Below are 25,938 nucleotides of genomic sequence, written 5' to 3'. Positions count from 1 at the left end.
AAGAATTGATACCAGTGTATCTACTTAATTAAATTATGAAAGTATTTGCTATCCGACTAAAACCGAATCAAGACTTAAAAAAAAGTTTAAAAGAATTTAGTGTCCAGCAAGATATAAAAGCTGGGTTTATTTTAACTGCAATTGGTAGCCTTAAACAAGCAACCATTCGCTTTGCAAATCAAAATGATAGTACAGTTTTAAATGATAAATTTGAAATCCTTGCCCTGAATGGCACCCTAGCAACTACTGGCATTCATCTGCATATTGCCATCTCCGATAAACAAGGAAAAACCATCGGCGGACATCTTGATAACGGTTGCATTATTTACACAACCGCCGAAATAGTTATAGGCGAAAGTGAAAATTTTACCTTCTTAAGAACACTTGACGAGCAGACAGGCTATCAAGAACTAGAAATCCTCCCAAATACCTCCAAATCTTCTTGAGATTTCTAGGCGTTCTCTGCACCTTTGCGGTTCAATAAATTTTTAACCTAAAAGACACAAACTAAAGCCTAGTTAAGAATAATTGTTTGTTGGGTTGAACCACATTAAAACCTAACAAACGCTTATATTGAGTTGGGTTTCGTTACCTCAACCCAACCTACTTCTACTTCCTAGAAACGAGCAATTATAGATAAAACATCTAAATCTATCTGCTTCGCCTCACCTTCTTCCGTATTCTTAAATAAGGCAGTAAACGCACCAGCACCCAAACCATCTTGAGGCAACATCCGATAACAAGGCATAGTAGTAATATGAGATTGATAGGCTGATAAATCCGAAACTTCTATCGCTTGAAATTGAGGAAATTTTTGCAAAAGCCATTCACAAACCTGCTCGTTTTCTTCAAGTGAGTAAGTACAAGTCATATAAGCAAGATACCCTTGAGGCGCTACAATCTGAGCAGAATTTGCTATGATTCTCTTTTGCCTATTGGCACATTTATTAATAGCAATTGGGTGAAAGCATCCAGGTACTTTTTCACCTTTAGCAACTAAAGATTGTCCAGTACAAGGAGCATCAACAATCACCAGGTTGCTGGTGCGGTCAAATGTGGTTTTTAAGATATCTGAGTCTTTGTTAATAACCGCAGAAGATTGAATATTACACCGCTTCAAATTGGAAATGAGCATCCCCAGGCGTTTACCTATGACTTCATTACAAATCAGTAGGTTTGGTTGCAAAGCTTGCCACGCAAAGACACTTTTGCCACCTGGTGCAGCGCACATATCAAAAACTAAATTTACTGGCGACCCAATGGTTAAGAGAGTGGAAGCTGCAAAAACAGAGGAAAAGTCGAGACAGTAATAATATCCTTGTTCGTGCAGTTGATGTTTACCGGGTTTTTCTCTCAAAGCTAAGCGGTTAACAAAGCTTGGTTGCCAAGAAGTAGGCGTTTCGACAACAAAGGGCAAAGTTTCAGGTTCTTCTTTACACCAAAGGATGCAAGGAGGGAAGGATTTAGGATGAATTAATGCCTCTACAAATTTTTCTTGTTCGGAAGTATCATCAAACAAACGCCGACTGAGTTTAAGCAGTAGTTTAGAAGCTTTTTCCATATGTATGCAATTTATTTTTTTACCTTTTGAAGACTTTTTTATTTGCCAGTATTTAAACTGTCACAACTGCTTGAAGTAAATGAGGTAAGCAGATTAAAACTTATTTTAAGAGAAGCCAGTAAAATATAAGAGCGAAACTGGGATAAAATTATGGTTTCAGATAAGTTTCGCCGCCAGTTACGCCAAGAAGCAGAACTTTGGCAAGCTGAGGGGCTAATTGATACTGACCTATACGAACAATTATCAGAGCGTTATCAGTTTAATACTCTGGATACTACCGCACGCGATCGCTTCGTAATGATTTTGCTGGGTTTGGGGAGTGTCCTCATCGGTTTGGGGATAATTACCTTTGTAGCAGCGAACTGGCAGGAGTTGCCACGCAATGGCAAGGTGACGCTACTGTTGAGTTTGTTTATCGGGGTGAACACTGCGGGTTTTTATTTGTGGCGACAACCCAAGGGGGCGCAACACCGCCTTGGTCATGGTTTACTCCTGTTAGGATCGCTGATTTTAGGCGCGAATATGGGGTTGATGGGTCAGATGTTCCACATCAGCGGTCAGTTCTACGAGTTGTTACTCGCCTGGGGAATAGGCGTGTTGGCAATGGCTTACAGCCTGCGTTTAACATCTTTGAGTGTAGTCGCGATTATTATTATCGGGTTGGGTTACTGGGGTTTTTGGGGGGATTACGTAGGACAAGGCTGGTCAGAAACGCTGGCGGGAGAGGAATTTTCTTGGTCATCCCAGATGGGACAACATATGCCGCTAATTTCTGGGTTGATGTTTGTGCCGCTTGCGTACTGGTGCCGCTCTCGCGCTATTTTTGGATTAGCTGCGATCGCAGTCATATCTTCCCTACTCGCCAATTTATACCCTTTGAGCTGGGGATGGTTTTCTTTTCGGTCAACAGGTTTGCTGTTGGCGATCGCCTTCGCCCTGCCACCAGCTTTATTATGGGCTTATGATGACTCATTGTGGGTTTACGGTGACTTCTACTCTTCAAACCGACAACCCCAACCTTTAGCAACTACAGGGTCATTTCAGCCCCTCTCCCGCAGTTTATCGCTGGCATTTTTGGGCGTGGTGCTTTATCTCTTGTCCTCATTTTTCTTCTGGAGAATTTTATCCACAGACTACTCTGGAGATCAACCAAGGAATTTAAACTGGCTTCCCCTAGTGGATGCGTTAATTTTAAGCGGCTTAGCCATCTTTGAGTGGTTGCGTCTAGCATGGCTTTCCAGAAGAATACGCGATCGCTCCGATAGTCTTATCACCACAATCGCCATTGGAATCTTCATTAGTTTAGTAGCTGCGATACCCATTTGGCATCTGAGCTTTACCCCAATTCCCGAACTTGCAACCTTGATTTTCAACGTGCTGTTGTTTCTGTTTGCAGGCGGCTTGATGCGTGCAGGATTAGCACAAGGAGAACGCCAACCTTTTTGGGGTGGTATGGTGTTAGTAACCCTGCGAATTGTCACTTGGTTTGTGCTAATTGAGACGGGATTAGTCTTAAAGTCCCTGCTATTTATTTTATGCGGCGTGGTTGTGATTGCTGTCGGGCTTTGGTTTGAGCGTTATGTCCGCACTCTGTCAATTAAACATTGAAAATGTCAGTAGTACGGTGGGCAATGCTTACCAAAGCTAGTGATTATTATGTAATGCCTTTGAATCCATAATCCAAAATCGACATGACACAAAGTTCTCAATCCTCATCAACCAATCCTACATTTGTAGGACAGCGATCGCTATCTGGACGCATACCATCTTGGAGACTCTGGGTTCCCCTGCTGTTCCAGACAAGCGTAATTCTTGCAGCTCCTGCGGTGCCATTTTATACTGTAATGACTGGTAAATCCATAGTTTTACAGACTGTGCCAGTAGATCCTTACGACTTCCTACGCGGATACTCACAGACCTTGAGTTATGACATTTCCAGTCTAGACACCCTGCGCCGTCTTCCGGGCTGGAAACAGTTACTTAAGCAACAAGCAGGTGGAAAGTCGATAAATGTGCCGCCGCCTGCGCCTTCTTCAGAATATTTAGTTTCCGGGACTCGCTTCTATGTAATTTTAGAAGCGCCTGCTTCCAATAAATCTAGCTCCCCCAAGCCTTGGAAACCTGTGAGAGTAAGTAGCGATCGCCCTGCGTATTTACCTGATAATCAGATAGCCCTAAAAGGCAAGTCCACAGGAAACTCTATCGAGTACGGCTTAGAAACGTACTATATGCCAGAGAATCGACGGGATGAGATTAACAACGATATTAGTCAAGCTCGTGGGGGTAAACAACGACAACCTATAGTAATGGAAGTGAAGGTGGATACCCTTGGGCGTGCCGTACCGATTAGTTTCTGGGTGAGCGATCGCAACTATAGATTTTAAGACAGCTAAATGCTGTATAATTGCGTAATATTATTGCCGCTTCAGTTGGAAAGTGGCACCCAGCGCCGCTCCCGCTCCTGCTATCAAACCCATACTCATGCCCTGAATAGTTTTAAGAGTGGGATCTTGCAATAGGCACTCTGTGGTAGGTGTTTTAGCTTGCAAACACTGATGACTTTCTATCCAGTTCGAGACGCCTCCCACCAGTACCCCAGCAGCACTACAGGAAACAATCAGCACGGTAAAGCGGTTGGTTTTTATAACCATAGATAGATGTTTTAATTTTTGTAAGGAACTAACTGTTCAGTCTACTCTACTCTTAGGCAGAGTGTTACAGTAAATTCCACAATTCTGAATCTTTTTTCCGTACTCCGGAAAATTTTCCCTTTTAGGCTCAGCCTAAGAAATATCTCTGGGAGGCGACCGCCTTAAGAATAGCCGAAAGCAGGCTAAGGCGGTCGCCTCATCAATAGGCATTCCCAGTCAGAGACTGGGAACGAGAATTCACTCAAGCCGAAAGCAGAAAGTTTAATCAATCCGCAGGCTATAGGGCAAACGGGCATAAATGCCTCTGGGGTCGTTCATCGCCTTGAAAGTCGCCAGCTCCTCTTGTAACTTTAGGAATTCTGCTGTCAGCGGATCGGGCGCTTTCTTAGCTTGAGTGCTTTCGTCACCACCAAGCTGCTTGAGAAGCCTTTGTTCAAAACTGCGAGCTTTGGGATACTCTTCCAGTTGCCAATCATTCCCCAACTTAGCTTGTTTAGCAGCATACTCAATAGCTTTATCCACACCACCAATATCATCAACCAAACCTAACTGCTTGGCATCTTGACCTGACCAAACCCGTCCTTGGGCAATTTCTGCCACTTTGGTTCTTGGTATCTTGCGGGACTCTGCCACTTTGGTAACAAACTGACCGTAAATTTGGTTCACAAATTTCTGGTAAATCGCCAGTTCTTGCGGCGTTTTCGGGCGAGAAATGGTTTGAGAATCGGCAAGGTTGGAGGTTTTTACCACATCCCAGGTGATGCCGTTGTTATTGGCAAGCTTTTGCACATTTAGCAGCAACCCAAAGACACCAATCGAACCCGTGATAGTATTCGGCTGGGCATAAATTCGGTTGGCATAGGTAGCAATCCAGTAGCCGCCGGATGCCGCCATATCGCCCATAGAGACGACAATTGGTTTCACCTGACGAATAAGCCGCACTTCCCGCTGAATCACTTCTGATGCCGAAGCGCTACCGCCGGGACTATTCACCCGCAGCACTACCGCTTTCACATCTTTGTCGAGTCGCAAACGTCGCAATTGTCTGGCGAAGCGATCGCCACCAACTTGTCTAGAACTGCCTTCCCCATCAACTATCTCACCTTCGGCGTAAATTACAGCAACTTTATTCTCAGAAACGCGCTCCTTGGCTTCTCTTTTGGCAACCTTGGCGTAGGTACTGAGGCTAATTTGCCGAAACGATTTATCATCTTTATCACTGCCACTTAGCTTTTTCAGCTCTGCAACCACCTGATCCAGGTAGGCAACCCGATCGACAAAGCCGCGTTTTTTAGCTTCCGGTGCTGCTAAAACTCCTTGAGTATCTGCGATCGCTTGTAGCTGTTTCGGGTTTAATTTACGGCTTTTGCTCACCGTCGTCAGAAATTCTCCCCACAAATCACCCAGCAAATTTTGAGTTTGTAGTCGATTTTCCGCACTTAATTTTGTTAACACATACGGCTCTACCGCTGACTTAAACTTTCCTACTCGCACGACCTGAACGCCAACGCCGTACTTTTGAAAAGCTCCTGTCAGGAACATAGATTCCGAGCGCAGACCGTTCATTTCCATCATCCCCAATGGGTTAAGTACAATGGTGTCTGCTACGGAGCTTAAGTAATACTCCTTTTTACCCAAATCCATGTTGTAGGCAATAATCTTTTTGCCCGATGCTCGGAATTTTTCCAACGCCGAACGCACTTCCTTGAGCGTCGCCAACCCGGTTCCAGAACTAGACGACTCGCTGCCATCTAAATACAAGCCGACAATTCGCTTATCCTTGGTTGCCTGCTCTATAGCATCCAAAACTGTTCGCAGAGTTAATGTGTCAGGACTATCACCTGATAGCGCTTCGCTGAGAGCTTCTGAGGTGCTGGAACTCGGTTCGCTATCGGTAATATTTATAGACTGGTCAATAACCAGCACCGATTTATTATCAACTTGCGGCCCTGTATCTCTAGATGCAACTGCAACCAACAAAAATATTAGCCCAGTTGTCCCCAAACCAAAAAATAGGAGGAGTCCAAATAGGCTTCCGAGTGTGCTGGCAAAGGTTTGTTTTAGAAAATTACGCATTGGGGAAGGGGGAAGGGGGAATGGGGGCTGGGGACTGGGGACTGGGGACTGGGGGAGTTACCAATTCCCAATTCCCATCCCCAATTTCATCGTAATGGTTGTAGAGAATTTGAATGTTTCAGATCGGGCAGGGTGGCGTTACCAGTACAGAATAATACAGTGGTGATTTCAGCGAACAACACCTCAACTAAAGCGTCGAGGGCATCTTCTGATTCAACGGCTGCTTGTAGGAAAGGCCATGCTAGACCAGCTAAATCTGCTCCCAGCGCGATCGCTTTGGCGACTTCCAAACCCGTCCGCAATCCTCCGGAGGCAATTAAGGGAATATCGGGGGCAACTGCTCGAATATTTGTAATACATTCTGCTGTTGGCAACCCCCAATCAGCAAATGTTAATCCCAACCGTCGCTGCTGGGCATTTTCCGCTCGTTCACTCTCCACCTTTGCCCATGATGTCCCACCAGCCCCAGCAACGTCAATGGCGCTCACACCCGCCTCGATTAACTTCACAGCCATTGCTGCTGAAATTCCATTGCCCACCTCTTTTGCTATCACTGGCACAGATAATTTACTGCATAAATCAGCTATTCTGTCAAGCAAGCCGCGAAAATTAGTATCGCCTCTGGGTTGAATGCACTCTTGCAGGGGATTGAGATGCAAAATCAGCGCGTCGGCTTCGAGCAAGTCAACTACGCGCAGACATTCATCAATGCCATATTTATAGTTAAGTTGTACTGCGCCCAAGTTAGCAAATAAGAGAATATCAGGAGCAAGCGATCGCACCGCAAAAGTATCGGCAACTTGGGGATTCTCCACCGCCACCCGCTGGGAACCCACCCCCATCGCTAGTTTGTAGCGTTGCGCCGCCTCAGCAAGACGATAATTAATTGTCCTGGCCTGTTGGGTTCCTCCAGTCATTGAAGAAATCAGCAATGGCGCACCCAGATGTTTTCCCAGAAACGTAGTTGATATATCAACTTCACTGCGGTCTAGTTCTGGCAAACAACAATGGGTGAAGCGGTAGCCCTCAAGCCCATTTTTAGTCTGATGAAATTGCACATCTTCATCCAGACAAATCCGCAGGTGGTCTGCCTTTCGCGTCTGGGTTTCTCTCATAGCTCAAAAATCTATACTGGCAGGTTTATCGACAATCTCGATTGTCGCACCGACGCGATCGCTCACCCAAAACACCTCTCAAAACTTTATTAACTCCACAGCATCCCGTCCATCACTATCTTGCAAGTAAACCTTAACCTGTTCTTCCTTCGACGTTGGCAGTTTCTTACCAGTAAAATCCGGATGAATCGGCAACTCCCTATGTCCCCTATCCACCAGAACCGCTAACCAAATCGCCGCTGGTCTACCATAATCATTAACCGCATTCAAAGCAGCGCGGACGGTGCGCCCCTTATATATGACATCATCTACCAGCACCACCGTCTTACCAGATAGATCGAAAGGAATGTCAGTTTTCGCAGGCGTTCGGATGCCAATTTGATCCAAGTCATCCCGATAGAAGGTAATATCCAAAGCCCCTACCGGAACTTCAACTTGTTCGAGTGCTTCTATCTGACGCGCCAACATCTGGGCTAATGCTACACCTTTAGTGTAAATGCCTACTAGCACTAGCTCAGACAAGTCTCGTGACTTTTCCACCACCTGAGAGGCTACGCGGTTAAGGGTACGACGGATTTCGTCGCAAGAGAGAATTTCTACAACTTCGGAAGACATATTAAATCTATGGATTTAGTAGGGCATCTGAATCATAATCGTTGTAGTTTAATTGAAAAAGCCGTTCTATTAAACTTATTTGTTTAGAAGCGGTCGCCTCGTTTTCTTAAAACTTGCTGTGCGGCGGTCGCCGCACAGCTGAAGAATTAGTCAGCTGCAAGCGCTGATTTGGTACTCTGTCCTACCACTCCGTCAGCATATAGCCCATTGGCTTGTTGAAATCTTTTCACAGAGGATTCTGTTAACGAACCAAAGTAGCCAGTAATCGGCCCGTTGTAGTAGCCTCTGCTTCTCAAAACTTGCTGAAGCGTAGTTACACCAGAACCGTTGCTTCCACGTCGTAAGGTGCTGCGACCAAAACCACCACCAGTTATAGGACTTTCACCACCACGACCTTCTAGTGCGGCTAAAGTTCTAGAGCCAGCTATGCCATCTGCTATTAGTCCATTGGATCGCTGAAATCTTATGACAGCTGCCTTAGTCAGATCGCCATAATATCCAGTGACTGGGCCATTATAATAGCCTGCAATTTGGAGATTTCTTTGCAGGGTGGCTACTTGAGAGCCGCTATTGCCTCTCCCAAGTGCCAGCGCATTACCAGCTGTACCCACAACGGCTAAGGTGAGGGCAAGGGATAGCAAGCGAAAACTTGCTTTTTTAGGGAAGTTTTTCCAATTCAGTCCTGGGAATAATTTAACTTCAGCAGGATGTGATTGAGAATATTCGTAGGCGGTGGATAGATGAAGGTATGCAAGAGTTTCCATAGTTTTAGGGCAAAATTTTTACAGAAAATTAAAAAGTAAATACACCCAGTTGGATTTTGAATAGGCTGCATTTCCCTAGAAGGAATTCTAGGTTTACGAACCCGGAAGGCGATCTAAATCCATATCAGGGCTTGAAACTATATCTAATCTATGCTGCCGACTACTTAAGTACCATCGCCCAATGGATTCACCCAAACGGGCGATCGCATAAAAATAATGATGATGCCTGGTGATTTATACGCACAGTATTATTAGGGTAGCGATCGCTATTCCCAACCAAATCAGAAAGCAATACCGCGTTAGCTGCAATGCTCGATGAATTTCTACTGAAGTAATCGGGTTAATCCCATCTCCCAGTAGGGGTTTGTGTTTAGCAACGCCGCGATACCAGTTTGTTCCTCCTACTTGGACTCCCAAAACTGCGGCATAGGCGCACTCACTCCAACCAGAATTAGGACTGGGATCTTTAATAGCATCCCTCTGGCACACGCTCCACACATACCCCGGCTTTCGGGATATTAAAGCTAAAGTAATTACAGTTAATCGGCAAGGCAACCAAGTAAGAATATCTTCTAATTTGGCACTAAACCACCCCAAATCTGTGTAGGGTGCTTCCTTGTAACCAACCATAGAATCAAGGGTACTGGCAGCTTTGTAGGCAAGGGCAAGGGGAACAGCTTCCACATGGGGTAAAAATGCTCCGACAATGGCATAAAAAAGTGGTGCCATTACTCCATCGGTGGCGTTTTCTGTTACGGTTTCCAAAACAGCGCGGAGGATTTCTGATTCTGATAAATTTTCAGTATCGCGTCCTACATATTGACTCAATTTGGAACGCGCAGTGATAATATCGGCTGAATTTAGAGGTTGCAATACATCTTCAGCTGCGGCTCGCAAACTGCGACCAGCGAAACAACTGGCAAGTAAAATACTCTCTAGAGCAATTCCGATAAAAAGATGTAGCGAGTTGGCGGCTTGAACAATTAACCACCCTACAAAGTAGCTGCCTAAGTTTAGCCCGATTGGGAGAATAATTCCCGCCCATCGCAGTGCGAGGGGATGCTGCCATATTTTGAAGACTATCTGGGTATAGCGAGAAATTATCCAGCCCATGACTCGTACTGGATGAGGCCATCCCCAAGGATCGCCGATGATGTAATCAATACTGGCAGCGATCGCTAAAACAACAAACAGCGATGGGTCAGCAGTCATTGGTTCCTAGTTTCTAGTCTTCAATCTATTTAAGAATGACTAATGACTAATGACTAAACAACAAAACTGGTTTCTTCCCCTTGGGCTGCTTGCCAGCTACGAGCGTCATAGTATAAGTCTGCCAATGTAATACTGTACAACGCTTCTTTAAGTTTTTGGTGCAATCTGTGCCAAAGAGTAAATGTTACCCAATCTTCCGCAAGCTCTGCGTCTGGGGTGTGGCGAGGTAGCGGTTCGATTGTTTCGCCTACTGCTTCTAATATTTGTCCGAGGGAAATTTTTGCAGGTTCGCGGGACAGTTGATATCCCCCATGAGCGCCTCGAACTGACTTGACTAAACCAGCTCGTCGCAATTCTATCAACAATTTTTCCAGATAGGGTGCGGGGAGGTCTTGCCGATGCGCGATCGCTTTTACTGAAGTCGGTCTATACCCTGGTTGTAAACTTAAATCCAGCAGTGCCTTTACACTGTAGTGTCCGCGAGTTGTCAGCTTCATACTGGTAAAAAGGGTATTAGGAAAAAATGATTGGGGATAATGACTTGGAAATTAACACTCGCCATTCCCCATTCCCCGTCCCCCATTCCCCGTTCCCCTACATCCTACACTCTTTAATCTTTTTTCACATTGATGCTTTCAAAGGAACAACCATCATTGACTTACCTGAGTTGTTCACAAGGTACAGATATTTATACTTATTCAACAGTCTGATAAAAAAAGTTCTCCTTTAAAGAATACAAATATATTGAATTAATAAAGCGATATCTGTATGATATAGTTTTATGAGCTGATATAAAGCTAAGGTTTTTTATTCTTAGCTACTGTCAAGCTAAAACACCATCCCCGCCCTCCATTACTTACTTCTCGTTGCAAGTTGATGAATAAAAAGAAAAAAATCGAAACTCTAACTGGTGAGACGCTAGTCAAGAAAGTTAAAGAGTTAGAAAACCTCAGCAAGGAAGAAAAGGCAAGAGCCTGCGGCTACTACACCGTTACAAAAAGCGGCGTAGAGCGAGTAAATATGATGAAGTTCTTGAATGCCCTTATTGATGCGGAAGGGATTGAGTTAGACGGCAAACAAAACGGCAATGGACGAGGAGGCCGCAGTGCCAGCTATAGAATTAGCGTCCAGTCTAACGGTAATTTGCTGATAGGCTCTGCTTATACTAAACAGATGGGTCTCCAATCTGGGGATGAGTTTGAAATATCTCTGGGACGGAAACATATTCATCTGCGACAACTTGACCGCGAAGAAGGAGACTTAGACGAAGAATTAGAAGAGGCATCTTGATTCAGGGAGTCGTTAGTCATTAGTAAAAACGCCTGACGAATGTAGAGACGTTGTATACAACGTCTCTATACCCGGTTAAGGCAATATGTAAATTGGCTTTTGCAGGAGATGCGGTGGGAGCGGCCTGCAAAAGTTAGTTATTAGTTATGAAGTTGCGACTGATGACTAATAACTAACTTAAGCAGTTTTCTTGAGCGGCGGTAAATTTAACTCTTTCGGCAGAGGTGTCACAGGGAGATAGCGACGCAATGTTTTGCGAGTAGCGGCGAGACTGCACGCCAAAGCAATTCCATCTTTTTCCAAGACACCTAATACATGATGAGGATTATCTGGGTCAACAACTGGTAACTGGTGGAGTCCCCGCGCCGCCATCCGGTCTAAGGCATCAGCCACAGGTTCATCAGGAGTTGCATAGAGAATTTCAGTTGTGCAGATATCAGCAATCGACTGATAAGCCAAATTGTCGGTCAAGTTAGTAGAGACGCTGCTTAAAACGCTGGTTTGAGCTGAGGAAATTACAGGCGATCGCGCTACAGAAATCGCTCGATTAATATCCTGTAAGGTGACAATACCAATTAACTGCTGGGTGTCGTCAATCACTAAAGCACTGCGAGAACGACTATTAGTTAAAGCCAAACCTGCCTCTAAAACTGAAGAAGAAGCAGCCAGCATCAAACAAGGTGTTTGCATTGCTTCTGCAACTGGCAGTGAAGTTAAGATTTCCTGTTGATAAAGGTCTTTTTCCACATTAATATCCAGCTGCTGGATGTTTTGACCTTTGGTTGGCGCTGGCTTGAGTCGATCCACCAACCAGACACTTAAGCCGACTGCTGCCATCAGCGGCAAAACAATCCGGTAGTCCCGTGTTAGCTCAAACAGTAGCAGAATCGATGTCAGGGGCGCACTGACACTGCCTGCAAGGACTGCTGCCATCCCCACCATTGCATAAGCAGGTGGTGCGGCGATGTGGGCGGATGCAGGCGCTAAGACTGCTGCCAAAATTTTGCCGTAAGCTGCCCCCACCGAGGCACCTAGGAACATCGCCGGGGCAAAGATGCCGCCCACTAAACCACTACCCACGCTAATTGCGGTCAGCACTAGCTTAAATACCAGCAGCGTAAGCAGTAACCCCAAAGAAAAATCAACATCCTGAAGCATGGCGGCAATTGTTTCATAGCCGATGCCGAGAATTTGGGGTAGATGTAAAGCCACTAAGCCAAGACTTGCACCGCCAATTACCGGACAAAGCGATCGCGGCACCCTTTGCATCCATTCAAAACCGACAATTTGCCCGCGAAAGAAACGCCGCGACAGTTGAATTGACTGGGTGTAAGCTAGCGATACCAAACTCGCTAATATACCCAGCCCCATATAAAGAGGTAATTCTAAGGGACTGCGGACTTCATATACTGGCAAAGTGAAAGCTGCTTGACCGCCCAACCCAATCTGAGCAATCAAAGATGACACAACTGCTGCTAGCAACACCACGCTTACTGCTGAAGTGGCGAAAGTCGTTCCCAGAACCACTTCTAAGGCAAAAAATACCCCAGCAATCGGTGCATTAAATCCAGCCGCAACACCAGCAGCTGCCCCTGCACCCAAGAGTAACTGCTGCCTCTCTCTGGAAACTTGCAGCACTTGACCCAACAGCATCCCAAAATTAGCACCAATCTCCGCGCTAGGCCCTTCCGGCCCCAACGAGGCTCCCGTACCCAAGGAAACAGCAGCTGCCACCATCTTCGTAACTGGTCGCAGGGGTAACACTTCTTTCCCGCCTTGTGCCGCAGCAATTAACGAGGAAATGTTGGGGCCAAAGTCAGGCCAAGCAAGCCGCATTAATCCAACAATTAATCCGCCAATTGTAGGAACGCAAGCTAGAGTCCACGCACCCCAGCCGGAGATTAAGCCCATCAAATTCTCCAGCATCAAGCTGTGAATCAGATGTATTAAGTAGTGAAATGTAACTACACCCATTCCTGTACCTGTGCCAATTAAGACAGCCAGGAGGAGAACCACCGTTTCCGGTGAGGGTTGGATGTGGTTGATAACGTGAGTAACGCGGGACGCAGGGGACGCAGGTGCGGATGATTCCGGCAGCAGGACATCTGACGAAGTAGTGGCGGTCATTGAGGAGGTTTGGGAGTAAAAATGAGAAGAAGCTTAATTTTTATTTATAAATCTCATTCTAACCGCGAGTTATCAGCTATAAGCTATAAGCTATAAGGTTTTTATTGAAAATGGGAATTGGTTTATTTTAAGGTGCGTAAATATACTCACAGGCTTCAAGAAGCCTGGGAAGGCAGGCTTCTTTTGCGTAGCCGCGACTTTAGTCGTTAGGCTTCTTTGTAATTAACAGCCAACCCTCTGCCTTGTTAATCGATTTCACACCCTGGAATTTCAGCTTGTCAAAGGTGGGTTGGTCAACTAATAAATAAGGTGAAGGTGCTGTTTTCCAAAGTTGTTTGAGTTGTTCGGGTGTATTAGGGATGACTTGGCGATCGCTATAAAAATTCAGAGAAGGACGTTCATCGGGAAAAGATGTATAAATCTTTTCACCGATGGGAGTGCCGCGCTTAACTATGGCAGCAACGGGTTTAACAGGATACTGTTCTGCCAACTCCCAAACCCAGTGAGAGGATGTCATAAATATCGTCAGCGTCACATAGGTTCCCCAAAACAAAATTGCGATGAATTGCAGATTTCTTCGGGACACTAAAAATGCTGCTACAAGTAAAGTCATAGCAGCAGATGCCAGCACCAGTGACAAATGCCAGTCTAGTTTGGGAGCGAAAACCGCAAAATAAATACTCCCAACAATAGCAACTAAACCCATCACTGTTAAACAAGGTGTCCAAAAGCGGGGATAAGATTCACTGCTGGGCCAGTACCAAACTTCAGCTAGTTTTGCACCACCGAATAAAGCTAATGCTGGGTAAATTGGCAACACATACCAGGGAAGTTTGGTTCCCATCACCGAGATGGCAACTAAATAAACACCACCCCATACCAATGCTAATTTTGCCCAGCTTGAAGTGCGATTTTCCCAGGCGAGGCGAACCCCTTGGGGAAAGAATAGTAACCAAGGCCATGCGTATTTTAAAATTTCCAGCAAGTAGTACCAGGGAGGCCCAGCGTGATTCTCAACTGGTATCCAAATCCGCTGCAATGATTGATTGAAAATGCCGATGCTGATAAACATCTGCTGGTAGCGCCACAGCTGGGCAGCATACCAAGCAGCAACTGGCGCACTGCCAAGCAGCAAACCGCCCCAGAGATAGGGAGAGGTGAGCAGTCTGGGAGTATCCCAAGCCAAAAATATTAACGCGATCGCGCCCAGCAATAATCCCATAATGCCTTTGGTAAGGCAAATCAGCCCAAACCCCACTCCGGCACCCAGTGCATAGCGCAAGTCTCGACGACTTCGCAATACACACCACATCATAAACATCAAAAAGCACAACACCGCCCCATCCAACATCGCCAGTCGCCCATGACGCACCACTGGCACTAAAGTTAGATAAGTCAAAGCTGAGAAAAGAGCTGGAATGCGTTGCCGAAATAATTCCCGACCAATTCCATACAGCAGCGGCACTGAGAAGGCTGTTAGCATTGCCCCAGGCAAGCGCGATGTCCACTCATTGACACCGCCAACCTTGTAAGCTCCGGCAATCAGCAGATGCACCAGAGGCGGCTTATTTAGATATTCTGTACCTGATAGCGTCGGATAAAGCCATCGCCATGAGCCTGCTGGTGCCTGCAAAATCTCACGCGCAACCTGAGCAACTGTACCCTCATCCCAATCTCGCAAAGGTAGTCCGCCCAAATTAATCCCAAACAAGACAATAGCCGCTAGGAGCAACCCCAAAACCCAAAGCCACTCAACCCATCTGTTAGCCCCAATAATCTTGTTTTTTGAACGGCCCCAAGCAAAAGTTTGACGATCCATATTTAACAACGCTCGTGCTATCTAGCGGCAATCAGAAGCAACTTCCTTCGATCTAACTCTTTAAATCATCTGATGAGGATCGCCTATAGCAATTCCAGGGTTGGGTGCCATACATCTGTAGGGATATGGCATTGCCATGTCCCTACCAACATGGACTGAACGTCAGAACCGCGATATATTCCACCCAACTGAGAAACGCTATAGTAAGTTTCCATCTACTATTAAAGGTTGCATAAATCTATAAATAGAGCCGTATTTTCTATCTTAAAGCGGCGCGGCAAAACTTCTGTTAGGCATACACCAATAATGTATGGAAATGCTAGCGGGGAACTAAATCATGTTTAATCTAGTCTAAACTAGGCAAGAAAATCAACTTCACGAGGTTTGTATATGGGTGCGAAACTATCAATTAGTCGTGCTGCTTTGGTAGCTGTTGTTTTGGGAACCCCTCTGGGGGAGGCTTTTGGGCTGGTCAAGCTACTGCACAGCGTGAATATCAACCCCGGATGCGGTCTGCACTGGCAAATTTGAAAGAAGCTAAAACCCATTTGGAAAAAGCTTCTACCGATAAAGGAGGTCATCAGGCAGCAGCGCTACGTTTAACAAACCAGGCAATTACAGAAGTTAATAGAGGTATCGAATACGACAAAAAAATCCTAGACGCTAAAGTGCTAATTGTTTTTAAAGCAATTAGGGATATTAAATAAAGGGATGGGGGATGAAATCTCTGATAGAGCGGGGGTTCGTCCCATTATTTATTTAGTTAAAAGATATAAAATTTACTGCTTTAACGGACGCAATCTGAACTAAGAGTTAATTACTAAAAGATAAAAACCAGCTTTAGTTGCCACACTTCCGCCTGTCGGGTAATTTCAATTTGACGAATGAATTCTCGAAAGTAAAATCTTCGCTCTGATTCTGATAAGTCTAGCCAGAATTGGGGGATGGAAACTGCCTGCGCGATCGCTTGCAAATTTACTGGCGGCAAACTCGCTAACTTTCCTTGTAGCTGAGATATTTCTGTACGAAGTTTGTAGGCGCGTATATCGGCTGTTTCTGAATCCAAAATGCCATTTGCAGTTAAATTAGGCAATTGAGCTAAAATATCTTGTTTGGCAGCAATTTGACTTGTAATTGCGCTCTTAATTCCATTCATATTTGGTACATTCATACCCGCTACTGCAAGAGGTAAATCCTGACAAGTTCTCTCAATAGTTTCTTGCAAAACTTGCTCGTAGGAAATTGCACCACATTTAGGCTGTTTGTTGCACTTGGTTGGACGCAAATAGAGATATTCTCCCTGTTTGGCACGAGTTGTAACGCGAGTTATCGTCATCGGTGACTGGCACTCCCCACACACAACCAACCCCGCCAAAGAACGATTTGCACTTGCTGTGCGAGGTGGCAAATGGCGGTTACGGCGTATTAGTCGGTCAATCTGTGCGGCTTCTTCCCTGGTAACAATGGCAACATGAGTATCCGAGATAACCTGACCATTTTGATAAGCTGTGTCACCCCGATAAACTGGGTTAGAGAGCCAGCGTTGTCCGGTAGATACGGAAATTTTCTTACAGTATTTCTTTTCTAGATACCGCACCGCACCGCGCAGAGAACCGTAGAGTAGATATTGTTCAAAAAAATCTTTCACTACAGGCGCTGCACTGCGGTCAAGTATGTAACGGTCTTTACCTCGCTTATAGCCGTAAGGAGCTTTCCCCGGCCCCGGTGAAGCTTTGAGTCGCCGCTTCGCGTGTCCTTTACGGAGGCGGCGCGATCGCTGGCTTTCCTGAATTTCTTTTAATAATTGGAGCGGTGTTTGATTATACCCTACAGATTCAGTGGTAATGAGTTTGATGCCGAGAGATTCAAGATTGGAGATGCGATCGCATACTTCATCAACCGAGTCTCCCAATTCTTCTAACCGTCGAATCAGCAGATATTCGGCAGGTTCTTCTCGGCAATCTTTTAACAACTGTTGTAGCTGATCCCGACCTCCCAAATCTTGATAAACCCGATCCACCTCCCAACCCCACACATTCGGATTAGGTGTTGATTCCAACAATGGATCGCTGTACAAATACGCAATAATATTCATTGAAGTAAGGCGGCAAGGTGCTTTAGTATACTAAAAACACGATACAAGTCATTTCCTCGATTAAAGATCGAGAAATCATCAGACCTACCATACTGCGGTGTATCTTGTTTGATCAGCTTCAGAAAAACGAAATGGCTGCCATTTGTGACAAATCCAAAGCACGGTTTTTCATGGTTAGGGTTGCCTAACATATAAGCTAGAGCTTGGGGTATACCTGCGTCTAGGGATAAGCTACTACGTTTAGACTCAATGACGAATATCCACAAATGGTTTCCTAAAACCAGAACATCAATATCTCCCTTAATAACTTCATCCTCATCTTCGACAAAGATTTCTACTCCTTTTTCTCCGTCTATTTCAAAAGGAGGCTGATAAAAACCTGCCAATTCCAGCAGCGGAGACAGTACCACCATTTTGACGATACTTTCTATCATTTGCTGGCGTTCAATCAAATGAAGAAAGTTGCTTTTAATACGGTCTAAAGTTTGTTTTTCTAGTTCGGATAGTTCGGGCAAATCAGCTAACCATTCGGTGAAAAATTTGTCATCATTCACCCGTTGTAAGTCAAATTTGTCTATCAGATATCCGATGGTGATTTTACTGGCTTGGATTATTTGAACCATATTTTTTTTAGTAGTTATTTGTCATTTTTATACCTGGCTCAATTCAATTATATTACCGTCTGGATCTTGGGTGAACAAAGCTGCTCTACCAGAAGCACTCATTTGTACGGGACAGTTGTTATTTATAATCTGCTCTTTAGCAGCATCTAAATTTGCCACAGAAAAAGCTAAGTGTCGGTTGCGACCTAACTTTTGGGAATCTACCATATCCGAGGATATATCAGCGACAATCAGGTGAATTTGAAACTCGCCGACTTGATACCATGCTCCCGGAAATTTAAGCGTTCTATCTATTTTATATAGTCCCAGTACCTTGCCATAAAAATGTTCTGCTCGTTCTAAGTCAGAAACGAGAATAGCTGCGTGGAGGCATTGGATAATTTGCATGGCTGGTTTGGTTAAAGATAGGGGTAATTTTAATTATGCAGCAGGTTAGGGATGCGCGATCGCTCTCAAACCACAGAAAACCTAAATTAGCCTAACTCACTGAATGTCATTCAGAGTTAGCTTGAAGAAATCAGCTAAAATTTCCTAATAGCAATGCAACTATAGCAGTCCTAAATGATTGGCGAAGGCGAGATACCCGCCTTCTTACAGAAGTCGGGTATCTGAATGACTGGCATCTCACAACTCAAATAGAATTGCTATACATCCCATTCAAATAAAATTATAAAGTCCGAGATTTTATATAAGCCAGCTACTTCAGCGGAACTGCCAGAAGGTGATTCAAAACACTGAATTTACGCTTACAGGCTGAGTCTGACAACCTTTTATTCTGAGGCTCTCCCTACCTCGACAACTCGAAAAAACTGAGGCTTAAGCCTCCCTAAAAGTATTAATAGCCTGAACTTAGGAACAAGAAATTATCAATTTTTACTTGTTGATTTTTCTATACCGTACCGCTCGATTTCACTTTGCAAATTCAGCGGCGCAACTATTGCCTTATTTTCAAAGTTTCCCCAATCTTCGCGGGGAATATGCCAGGTAATTTCAAACTCCAAGCCATCAGGATCTTGACCATAGACTGATTTGCTGGCACCGTGATCGCTAGCACCTCGAAAATAACCGTTATTTTTGAGAATTTGAATAGAGTTTGCTAAATCTTCAATTGTCTTTACTTCCCACGCTAGATGATAAAGTCCAATTGTTCCCTTTGGTGGAGATGGAGCATTAGAACCCAAGGCTATTAATCCCAAATCGTGATGATTTCTGGAGCCTTTTACTCGCAGAAAAGCCATCGTTCCGTGTAGACGAGATACTTCTTCAAAACCAAAAACTGATTGATTTATAAAACTCAACTGAACGCTCAAGTTCGCGCACATAAAGGACTGCATGGTTTAAACCTGTGACAGGAATCATAAAATTAACCTCATTGAAACGTAAAATCTTGACTAACGATTTTTGGATATATTTGGATACTTAAATTTTAAGAACAGTAAAGATAGTATGTAAAGTATGCACTTTAAAGTAAGCTAGTACCCAAAAAGATACTATGGAAGCCAAAAGCCAGAGTCACGAGAGAAAGACTTGTCCGGCGGAAACTGCTTTAAAAGCGATTAGCGGACGCTGGAAGCTTTTTATTTGGGGAGAACTACTGACAGGAGTTAAACGGTTTGGTGAATTGCAACGATCTTTAAACGGCATTACCCAAAAGATGCTCACGCAGCAGCTTAGAGAAATGGAGGAAGACGGAATTATCCATCGGGAGGTTTATCTGCAAATCCCCCCCAAAGTGGAATATTCCCTAACACCTTTAGGGGAAAGTTTGAAACCTATTATCGATGCTATGCACGAATTCGGAACCCAGTTGTGAAATTACTTGCGGGTGTAGCGGTGCTTAACTCCGATGGGAAAATACTCAGGATCGCCAGTTAGAGTTAGTGTAACTTGCGGCATTTGGTATTCTGCGGGGACGTAGTTAGCAAATTCGCTGTTCAGCCGTAGTAACTGTTTGAGAATGGAGGATGCGATCGCATCCTGCTTCTGTTCACTTTCATCCACCCCAGACGCTAACTCCACCACAACCGACAAAAACCGATTCTTATCTGCATCTTCCTTAACTTGCAATACGAATTTACCTGTCACCCACTCTCGAATAATTGGCTGTTCCAATCCCACCGTCACATTTTCCGGGTAAATATTCGCGCCGAAGTAAGAAACTGTAAAATTAGAGCGCCCGAAAACATAGACAAAAGGTAGAGGATGAATTCCTCTCCCACTTTGTAGCTGCAAGATTTCTATAGGATTGAATCCCCATTCTGCCAAGAACTGGAGCATCGCATCATAAGAGATTAAACCCCCCGTATCCAAAATGTTATAGCGCACCAAGGGGATACCGTTATCGCCGGAAAACAGCAACGTGCTATCAATAACCTCGAAAAAGCGGCTCAAAGGGTCATACTGTACCAATGTAGGTAAGCGCGATTCACCGAACAAAGTACGAGGCGCATCTGGATTATTTGCTAAAAACCTGCGAATGCAAATACTAAGAGGTGTTTCGTTTCCTAAAACGCCTGCATCTGCTGTTCCATACAGCGAAGCTGAGTCATAGTAGGGATTACAGGAACCAACTCGTTCACCTACAAGACTACGCCATTCTTCACTAAAAACTTCTCCAGCAAAAACCATTTTTATTTGATATTTCTGCCACTCTACACCCCGCGCAATACCGCTATCAATAACATCCTTAATAAACGGCGGATATCCCAACAATACAACTTGCTCAAATGCTGAACCAAGTTCCTGCACAACTCGGAATATTTCTTCTTTGTTATTGCCGGGAGTAATAACAGTAATGGGGTAGCCTTTACTGGCAAGATAGCGGCAGCAATTTGTTGTGTACATTCCCCCCACCCAAGTTCCCAAAGTAAAGCAAATTACAGCTAAGGTGCGGCGCGTGTCAGCATAAAAGTTATCGTAAAAAATTTGCTCAAAACGTGTAGCCATCTGAAATTCATCACTCAAAAAGCGAGGCCAAAATGTAGGCTTCCCAGTAGAACCTGATGAAACAGCAATTATGTCGCAGGTTTCTAATTGCCCATTCCGGCACAAGTCCGCGAGTGAGTGACGCAACAGGTAATTCTCTTTAGTAATCAGAGGAAGCTTTTGGAAATCCTGGTAACTTTGAATAGATGAAGGATTGACACCCTGTTCTTTCAGAAAAGCTTTGTAAGCGGGTATACTAGCAGCGACATCGTGAAATAATTGCCTAGCAGCAGCTTCTGGAGAAGAAGTGCAATGCTCTTCAAGTAGCCCCTGAAAGGGTGTATTTAGGAATGCTTGAAAAGCTGTAATTGCCCGTTGACTTTTTTCTTCCTGCATTGTCGCCTCTCTTTTTTGAAAGTGCTTCGCCTTATAGTGCTTATCGCTAGTAAGTTAGGTTGAGCCACAGCGAAACCTAACAAATGATCATGTTGTGTTGGGTAATACTCACCTCAACCCAACCTACTAGCGCGTCTATCCTAATTTGTCGGGTAAAGCAAGCCTATAATCTTGGAAATTTGGATTTTGAGAATTTTATCAATCCAGCATTTCAGCCCTTACGCGCTACTACTCACTGCGATTTTCTTGGTGAACCTTTGTACTTAAATTTCAGTTTCATCTAACACATGGGGCGGTTCCTGATTTGGTTGGTAAATTGGAATTTCGATGATAAACTCTGTTCCCTCTCCTGGTGCAGAAATACAGCTCAAATTTCCGCCGTGTTTTTGTACAATAATTGAGTGCGAAATTGATAAGCCTAAACCTGTACCTTTGCCTACTGCTTTTGTCGTAAAGAAGGGGTCAAATAGCCGATTCCTTACTGATTCTGGAATTCCTGAGCCATTATCATAAATTCGGATTGAAACTTTGTCTTTTTCTATAACTTCAGTGTGAATACGAATCTGGGGATTGTCAGCGATTTTTCCATTTACAATTGACAACTGACGGCTGGCTACTAACTCTTCCAAAGCATCAATTGCATTGCCAATGAGATTCATGAACACCTGATTAAGTGGCCCGGCGTAGCACTCAACAAGGGGTAACTTTCCATATTCTTTGATTACCTGAATACCTGGATGATCTGGACTTGCTCTTAGACGGTTATGCAAAATCATCAGAGTGCTGTCGATACCTTCGTGCAGATCAACACCTTTCATCATCGCTTCGTCGAGGCGAGAAAAGTTTCGCAAGCTACGCACGATTTCACAAATGCGTTGCGTTCCCACTTTTATTGAAGATAGCATTTTGGGCAAATCTGACCTAATAAAATTGAGGTCGATGGCTTCTATTTCATCCAAAATTTCTGGTGTGGGATTGGGGTATTCTTGCTGATAAAGCGTTACTAAACCCAGTAAATCTTCGGCGTAATCCCAAACATGGGGTAGATTGCCGTGAATAAAGCTAACGGGGTTATTAATTTCATGGGCGACACCAGCAACTAGCTGCCCTAAACTAGACAATTTTTCGGTTTGAATCAGCTGGGATTGTGTCTGCTGAAGTTCCCGCACGGTTTGTTCCAACTGAGTCGCTTGTTGTTTTAATTGGGACTCTGCGTGCTTGCGTTTGGTGATATCATTACAAATGCAAACTACCCCGATAATCTTGCCAGTTTTGTCTTTAATGGCATCAGCACGGAGGGAAATTGGTACAATGCGATCGCTCTTTGTTTTAATCTCTACTTCCCCCCGCCAAGAGTCACCTTTCATCACTGTAGAAAACACCTCTTGTACTACCAACGAATCGGTGTAAACTATCGCCTGTCCCCCAGTATTGTTTAGTTCATCTACAGTGTATCCAAACAAATTTATAAAAGCATGGTTGTGATAGATGGAAGTGCCATTAATATCGGTCATAGCAATTGCATCGCTAGAAGATTCTACGGCCTTTCTCAGCAATAAAAGTGCTTCTTCTGCCTGTTTCTGCGCTGTAATGTCTCTGGCAAAAACTACGACACCCCCAATATTTCCCTCGTCATCATGCCAAGGAACTCTATCTAGATTAAGCCAGATATTTTCTCCTGAGTAGGTTTTTATTTTTTCAATGATTCCAAGTCTAGGCTTTTTAGAATTGATTACTTCTAGGTCGTTTTGATGATATTTTGCTGCTTGAGCAGGATAAATATCATAGGTAGATCTGCCTTCGATATCTTCCACGTTCATCCCCATCCATGCGGCAGCAGCTTTATTTATTTTTAAAATTCGATTTTCTCTATCTTTGAACCAAATCATTGCTGGCATGGCATCAAGAATGATTTGTTGATGTTGCTTTTCAGAGGAAGTGCTAATTTGTCTTTTAACTTGGGCGTAAGCGTTGCTTAATGAACTTATAGTATTTTTCAGTTCCGCTGTACGTTCTTCTACTCTGAGTTCTAATTGTTCATTTGCTTTGTCTAGCGCTTCCTGGGCAGCTTTGCGCCGCGAGATGTCTTCGATAGTTGCTATAAAATAGTCTGGTTCCCCAGAAGGTTTAAGCACAAGAGACTGAGATAAATTAATCCAGACACAAAAACCGCTTTTGTGGATGTAGCGCTTCTCAATTGAGAACGTCTGAATTTTGCCTGTCAATAGCTGACTTATAGACGAAAGATGAATATCAATATCGTCCGGGTGGGTAATATCTGTAAGCGATAAAGTTAGCAATTCCTCATGGCTATAGCCTAAAATCTTACAAAATTTTTTGTTAACTCGCAGCCACCCTCCATCTAATGCTATATGGGCAATGCCAACAACAGTTTGCTCAAAGGTAGCATGGAATCTTTGCTCGCTCATCAGTAGAGCTTCCTCTAGTTGCTTGAGGGCAGCTTCGTTAATCAATTTTTGGCTAGATGTATTGATTTGCATTGCTTGTCAGACCTATATGTTTTACTAATATAAGAATTGCCCCCTCTATCTGTTTAAGGCAATACTTTAATTCCCAGTGTGATCGAAAACACATTAGAATGATTTTGTATCACTGTAATCAACCAGACGCTAAGCGATCATAGCCACGCGCCGAAACCGTTTGCCTAAGCCACAAAATTTTAATTTTTATGTATAATCGGAATTTCAATAATAAATTGTGTTCCCTGTCCAACTTCTGAAATACACTTTAAATTACCTTGGTGTTTTTCTACAACAATCTGATAGCTAATAGCTAAACCTAAACCAGTGCCTTTGCCTATTGGCTTCGTAGTAAAAAACGGGTCAAATAGTTGTTTTTTCACATTTTCAGTCATACCTGAACCATTGTCGGCAATTTTAATAACTGCTAGATTGTCGTCTCGAACTTTGGTAGAAATCGAAATTGTAGGGATTGGGGACTCTTGAGTGGTGACTGGGGAATGGGAAATTGAGGATTGGGGATTAGGAGGTGAACAGGTGCACTCGTCCCTTAGTTCCAAGTTCCCAGTTTCCAGTTCCAAAGCATCAATAGCATTGGCAAGAATATTCATAAATACTTGGTTTAGTTGTCCTGCGTAACACTCCACTAATGGCAGGGAACCATACTGTTTGATTACCTGAATACCGGGATGCCCAGATCGGGCTTTGAATCGATTTTGTAAGATTAGCAGAGTGCTATCTAGCCCATCGTGAATGTCAACCGACTTCATTCCTGATTCATCTACGCGGGAGAAGTTGCGTAAAGACAGGACAATCTGTTGAATTCGATTAGCTCCCACCTTCATTGAAGAAAGCAGTTTAGGTAGGTCTGTCATCAAGAAATCAAGATCGATAACTTCTTGTTTATCTTGAATTGCTGCAACGGGTTGAGGATAGTGCTGCTGGTAGAGGGAGAGGAGATTGAGCAAATCTTGGGTGTATTGATCTGCGTAGGTGAGATTGCCGTAGATGAAGTTAACAGGGTTGTTGATTTCGTGGGCAACTCCGGCGACCAGCTGCCCCAGAGAGGACATTTTTTCGGTTTGAATTAGTTTGGCTTGAGTTTGTTGTAAATCTCGTAAGGTAAATTCAAGCTGAGCAGCTTTTTCTCGCAAATTGGTTTCTGATTGTAGCATTGCGTTCTGCGCCTGTTCGCGTTCTGCGATCGCTGCTGCCAAAACCAGAGTCGTGACGGCAACGGCACCGATAAACGAATCCAATAATAAAAGTGATTCGTTGCGCGACTCGCGGACAAACGGCCCAAAACCTTTGACCGTACCCAAAATTGCGATTCCCGACACGATGAGGATCGACAGCGTTGCGCCACGTTGACCAAACCGAAACGTCGCCCATACGAGTAGGGGAATCAGCATATATTCGATGGGATACCCGCGCCTAAAGGTGATATAGCTAACGAACATCACCAGCACTCCCAAAAGTACAGCCTCAACCAATTTTAAATTTGGGATTTTAAATTTTCGATTTTTAAATTGCTGGCGGGTTTTACCTGTTTTGAGCAACGCCCAATCCAAAATCGGTAATCTAAAATTTGAAATTGGTTGGCTCCAAATTAGCAGCACTGGTGTGAAGACGAGAACGCCACCTACATTCCCAAGCCACCAAGTCCACCAAATCGCTTTATAAGCACTCCAAGGTGCGATGCCACCCAGACACATACTGGTGGTGCCGAAGCTGGCAGCTATTAACCAGATCAGCATCCCTCCAATTAATACAAACTTAAAAACGCTACTCACCCGATTTAGCAGATTGCTGTACCCGATAAATCGGCGGATTAAAAAAGCACCCAACACGGGTGTCAAGGCATCTCCTACGGCACAGCCACTAGCAACTGCAAACACCACGGCTGGCGATCCGTCGATTGAAGTGCTGACGGCAAGGAACTCCCCCAGCCAGATACCAGGCCAAACGCCATAACCCAGCCGTAGGATAGCTGCCAAGGCGATACCTGCCGGAGGCCAAACTGGTGTTACGTTTCCAGGGAGGGAAACCAGTAAAAGCCCAAGTTTAGCAGCACTATAGTAGATGACAGCAACAAATACCACGGCTGTCAACCGTACCGCCGATTTGGGCAATGCAAAAAACTTCATTTTTAAGATCTAACGCCACGATATGCCTTGAATTTAGTATTC

The 25,938-nt window shown here is 44.3% G+C and carries 25 protein-coding genes; 7 read left to right on the top strand and 18 right to left on the bottom strand.

From position 1 onward, the window contains the following. The first annotated feature begins 35 nt into the window (after window positions 1-35). Window positions 36-446 carry a PPC domain-containing DNA-binding protein gene (locus H6F66_RS05310; RefSeq protein ID WP_190418947.1) on the top strand — a complete coding sequence of 137 codons (411 nt, stop codon included), beginning with the start codon at window positions 36-38 and terminating at the stop codon, window positions 444-446. Window positions 447-616: 170 nt separating this feature from the next. On the opposite strand, the gene H6F66_RS05305 is transcribed toward H6F66_RS05310, so the two are convergent. Next, window positions 617-1,561 (bottom strand): RsmB/NOP family class I SAM-dependent RNA methyltransferase, encoded by a 945-nt coding sequence (locus tag H6F66_RS05305; protein ID WP_190418945.1) that lies wholly within the window; start codon window positions 1,559-1,561, stop codon window positions 617-619. A gap of 150 nt (window positions 1,562-1,711) precedes the next feature. On the opposite strand from H6F66_RS05305, the gene H6F66_RS05300 reads away from it, so the two are divergent. Then, window positions 1,712-3,169 (top strand): DUF2157 domain-containing protein, encoded by a 1,458-nt coding sequence (locus H6F66_RS05300; protein ID WP_190418943.1) that lies wholly within the window; start codon window positions 1,712-1,714, stop codon window positions 3,167-3,169. Between the two features lie 83 nt (window positions 3,170-3,252). After that, a complete protein-coding gene (locus tag H6F66_RS05295; protein ID WP_190418941.1) occupies window positions 3,253-3,945 on the top strand; it encodes a GDYXXLXY domain-containing protein in 693 nt (230 codons plus the stop codon). 30 nt (window positions 3,946-3,975) lie between these two features. On the opposite strand, the gene H6F66_RS05290 is transcribed toward H6F66_RS05295, so the two are convergent. The 7 genes from H6F66_RS05290 to H6F66_RS05260 all read right to left on the bottom strand — a co-directional run bounded on the left by H6F66_RS05290 (window position 3,976) and on the right by H6F66_RS05260 (window position 10,491). After that, window positions 3,976-4,212 (bottom strand): hypothetical protein, encoded by a 237-nt coding sequence (locus H6F66_RS05290; protein ID WP_190418939.1) that lies wholly within the window; start codon window positions 4,210-4,212, stop codon window positions 3,976-3,978. Between the two features lie 261 nt (window positions 4,213-4,473). Then, window positions 4,474-6,288, bottom strand: a complete 1,815-nt coding sequence (sppA, locus tag H6F66_RS05285; RefSeq protein ID WP_190418937.1) for a signal peptide peptidase SppA — start codon at window positions 6,286-6,288, stop codon at window positions 4,474-4,476. A gap of 86 nt (window positions 6,289-6,374) precedes the next feature. Next, window positions 6,375-7,403, bottom strand: a complete 1,029-nt coding sequence (gene fni / locus H6F66_RS05280) for a type 2 isopentenyl-diphosphate Delta-isomerase (RefSeq protein WP_190418935.1) — start codon at window positions 7,401-7,403, stop codon at window positions 6,375-6,377. A gap of 78 nt (window positions 7,404-7,481) precedes the next feature. Next, the gene (pyrR, locus tag H6F66_RS05275; protein ID WP_190418933.1) at window positions 7,482-8,018 is read right to left on the bottom strand and encodes a bifunctional pyr operon transcriptional regulator/uracil phosphoribosyltransferase PyrR; all 537 of its coding nucleotides are present in this window, start codon (window positions 8,016-8,018) and stop codon (window positions 7,482-7,484) included. Between the two features lie 146 nt (window positions 8,019-8,164). Next, window positions 8,165-8,782 (bottom strand): peptidoglycan-binding protein, encoded by a 618-nt coding sequence (locus tag H6F66_RS05270; protein WP_190418931.1) that lies wholly within the window; start codon window positions 8,780-8,782, stop codon window positions 8,165-8,167. Window positions 8,783-9,016: 234 nt separating this feature from the next. Beyond that, window positions 9,017-9,994, bottom strand: coding sequence for an adenosylcobinamide-phosphate synthase CbiB (gene cbiB, locus H6F66_RS05265; protein WP_190418929.1), 978 nt, complete (start codon window positions 9,992-9,994; stop codon window positions 9,017-9,019). 53 nt (window positions 9,995-10,047) lie between these two features. Continuing rightward, the gene (locus H6F66_RS05260) at window positions 10,048-10,491 is read right to left on the bottom strand and encodes an Rrf2 family transcriptional regulator (protein ID WP_190418927.1); all 444 of its coding nucleotides are present in this window, start codon (window positions 10,489-10,491) and stop codon (window positions 10,048-10,050) included. A 379-nt stretch (window positions 10,492-10,870) separates the two neighbouring features. On the opposite strand from H6F66_RS05260, the gene H6F66_RS05255 reads away from it, so the two are divergent. Next, on the top strand, window positions 10,871-11,284 hold the full coding sequence (locus H6F66_RS05255) for an AbrB family transcriptional regulator (protein ID WP_190418925.1): 414 nt from the start codon (window positions 10,871-10,873) through the stop codon (window positions 11,282-11,284). 177 nt (window positions 11,285-11,461) lie between these two features. Here the strand turns inward: H6F66_RS05255 and H6F66_RS05250 are convergent, their stop codons facing one another. The 3 genes from H6F66_RS05250 to H6F66_RS28755 all read right to left on the bottom strand — a co-directional run bounded on the left by H6F66_RS05250 (window position 11,462) and on the right by H6F66_RS28755 (window position 15,445). Then, the gene (locus tag H6F66_RS05250) at window positions 11,462-13,411 is read right to left on the bottom strand and encodes a chloride channel protein (RefSeq protein ID WP_190418923.1); all 1,950 of its coding nucleotides are present in this window, start codon (window positions 13,409-13,411) and stop codon (window positions 11,462-11,464) included. Between the two features lie 199 nt (window positions 13,412-13,610). Further along, on the bottom strand, window positions 13,611-15,230 hold the full coding sequence (locus tag H6F66_RS05245; protein WP_190418921.1) for a glycosyltransferase family 39 protein: 1,620 nt from the start codon (window positions 15,228-15,230) through the stop codon (window positions 13,611-13,613). Window positions 15,231-15,313: 83 nt separating this feature from the next. Then, window positions 15,314-15,445: a hypothetical protein gene (locus H6F66_RS28755; RefSeq protein WP_277874022.1), complete on the bottom strand. Its 132-nt coding sequence runs from the start codon at window positions 15,443-15,445 to the stop codon at window positions 15,314-15,316. Between the two features lie 175 nt (window positions 15,446-15,620). On the opposite strand from H6F66_RS28755, the gene H6F66_RS05240 reads away from it, so the two are divergent. Together H6F66_RS05240 and H6F66_RS05235 are read left to right on the top strand one after the other, a co-directional pair. Continuing rightward, the gene (locus tag H6F66_RS05240) at window positions 15,621-15,761 is read left to right on the top strand and encodes a hypothetical protein (protein WP_190418919.1); all 141 of its coding nucleotides are present in this window, start codon (window positions 15,621-15,623) and stop codon (window positions 15,759-15,761) included. Then, entirely contained in the window at window positions 15,758-15,937 is a 180-nt protein-coding gene (locus H6F66_RS05235; protein ID WP_190418917.1) for a hypothetical protein, read from the top strand. Before H6F66_RS05240 ends, H6F66_RS05235 begins: the two co-directional genes overlap by 4 nt. Before the next feature lie 113 nt (window positions 15,938-16,050). Here the strand turns inward: H6F66_RS05235 and H6F66_RS05230 are convergent, their stop codons facing one another. The 4 genes from H6F66_RS05230 to H6F66_RS05215 form a co-directional block, all read right to left on the bottom strand. Then, a complete protein-coding gene (locus H6F66_RS05230) occupies window positions 16,051-17,325 on the bottom strand; it encodes a recombinase family protein (RefSeq protein ID WP_190418915.1) in 1,275 nt (424 codons plus the stop codon). Next, window positions 17,322-17,948 carry a type I restriction endonuclease gene (locus H6F66_RS05225; RefSeq protein ID WP_190418913.1) on the bottom strand — a complete coding sequence of 209 codons (627 nt, stop codon included), beginning with the start codon at window positions 17,946-17,948 and terminating at the stop codon, window positions 17,322-17,324. The genes H6F66_RS05230 and H6F66_RS05225 overlap by 4 nt, the downstream gene beginning before the upstream one ends. A gap of 27 nt (window positions 17,949-17,975) precedes the next feature. Further along, the gene (locus H6F66_RS05220; RefSeq protein ID WP_190418911.1) at window positions 17,976-18,335 is read right to left on the bottom strand and encodes a VOC family protein; all 360 of its coding nucleotides are present in this window, start codon (window positions 18,333-18,335) and stop codon (window positions 17,976-17,978) included. Between the two features lie 479 nt (window positions 18,336-18,814). Beyond that, a complete protein-coding gene (locus H6F66_RS05215) occupies window positions 18,815-19,282 on the bottom strand; it encodes a VOC family protein (protein ID WP_199295437.1) in 468 nt (155 codons plus the stop codon). 158 nt (window positions 19,283-19,440) lie between these two features. On the opposite strand from H6F66_RS05215, the gene H6F66_RS05210 reads away from it, so the two are divergent. Next, complete coding sequence (locus tag H6F66_RS05210; RefSeq protein ID WP_190418909.1) at window positions 19,441-19,761, top strand: helix-turn-helix domain-containing protein; 321 nt, start codon at window positions 19,441-19,443, stop codon at window positions 19,759-19,761. 2 nt (window positions 19,762-19,763) lie between these two features. Here H6F66_RS05210 and H6F66_RS05205 read toward each other — a convergent pair whose 3' ends face one another. The 3 genes from H6F66_RS05205 to H6F66_RS05195 form a co-directional block, all read right to left on the bottom strand. Next, window positions 19,764-21,269, bottom strand: coding sequence for a phenylacetate--CoA ligase family protein (locus tag H6F66_RS05205; RefSeq protein ID WP_190418907.1), 1,506 nt, complete (start codon window positions 21,267-21,269; stop codon window positions 19,764-19,766). Between the two features lie 263 nt (window positions 21,270-21,532). Beyond that, the gene (locus tag H6F66_RS05200; RefSeq protein ID WP_190418905.1) at window positions 21,533-23,770 is read right to left on the bottom strand and encodes a PAS domain S-box protein; all 2,238 of its coding nucleotides are present in this window, start codon (window positions 23,768-23,770) and stop codon (window positions 21,533-21,535) included. 179 nt (window positions 23,771-23,949) lie between these two features. Then, complete coding sequence (locus tag H6F66_RS05195) at window positions 23,950-25,896, bottom strand: MASE1 domain-containing protein (protein WP_190418903.1); 1,947 nt, start codon at window positions 25,894-25,896, stop codon at window positions 23,950-23,952. Window positions 25,897-25,938 lie beyond the last annotated feature (42 nt).

Origin of the sequence: Trichocoleus sp. FACHB-6 (genome assembly GCF_014695815.1) — a bacterium.
Lineage (GTDB): Bacteria > Cyanobacteriota > Cyanobacteriia > Cyanobacteriales > FACHB-T130 > Funiculus > Funiculus sociatus.
This window is presented reverse-complemented; position numbering and strand designations above follow the sequence as displayed.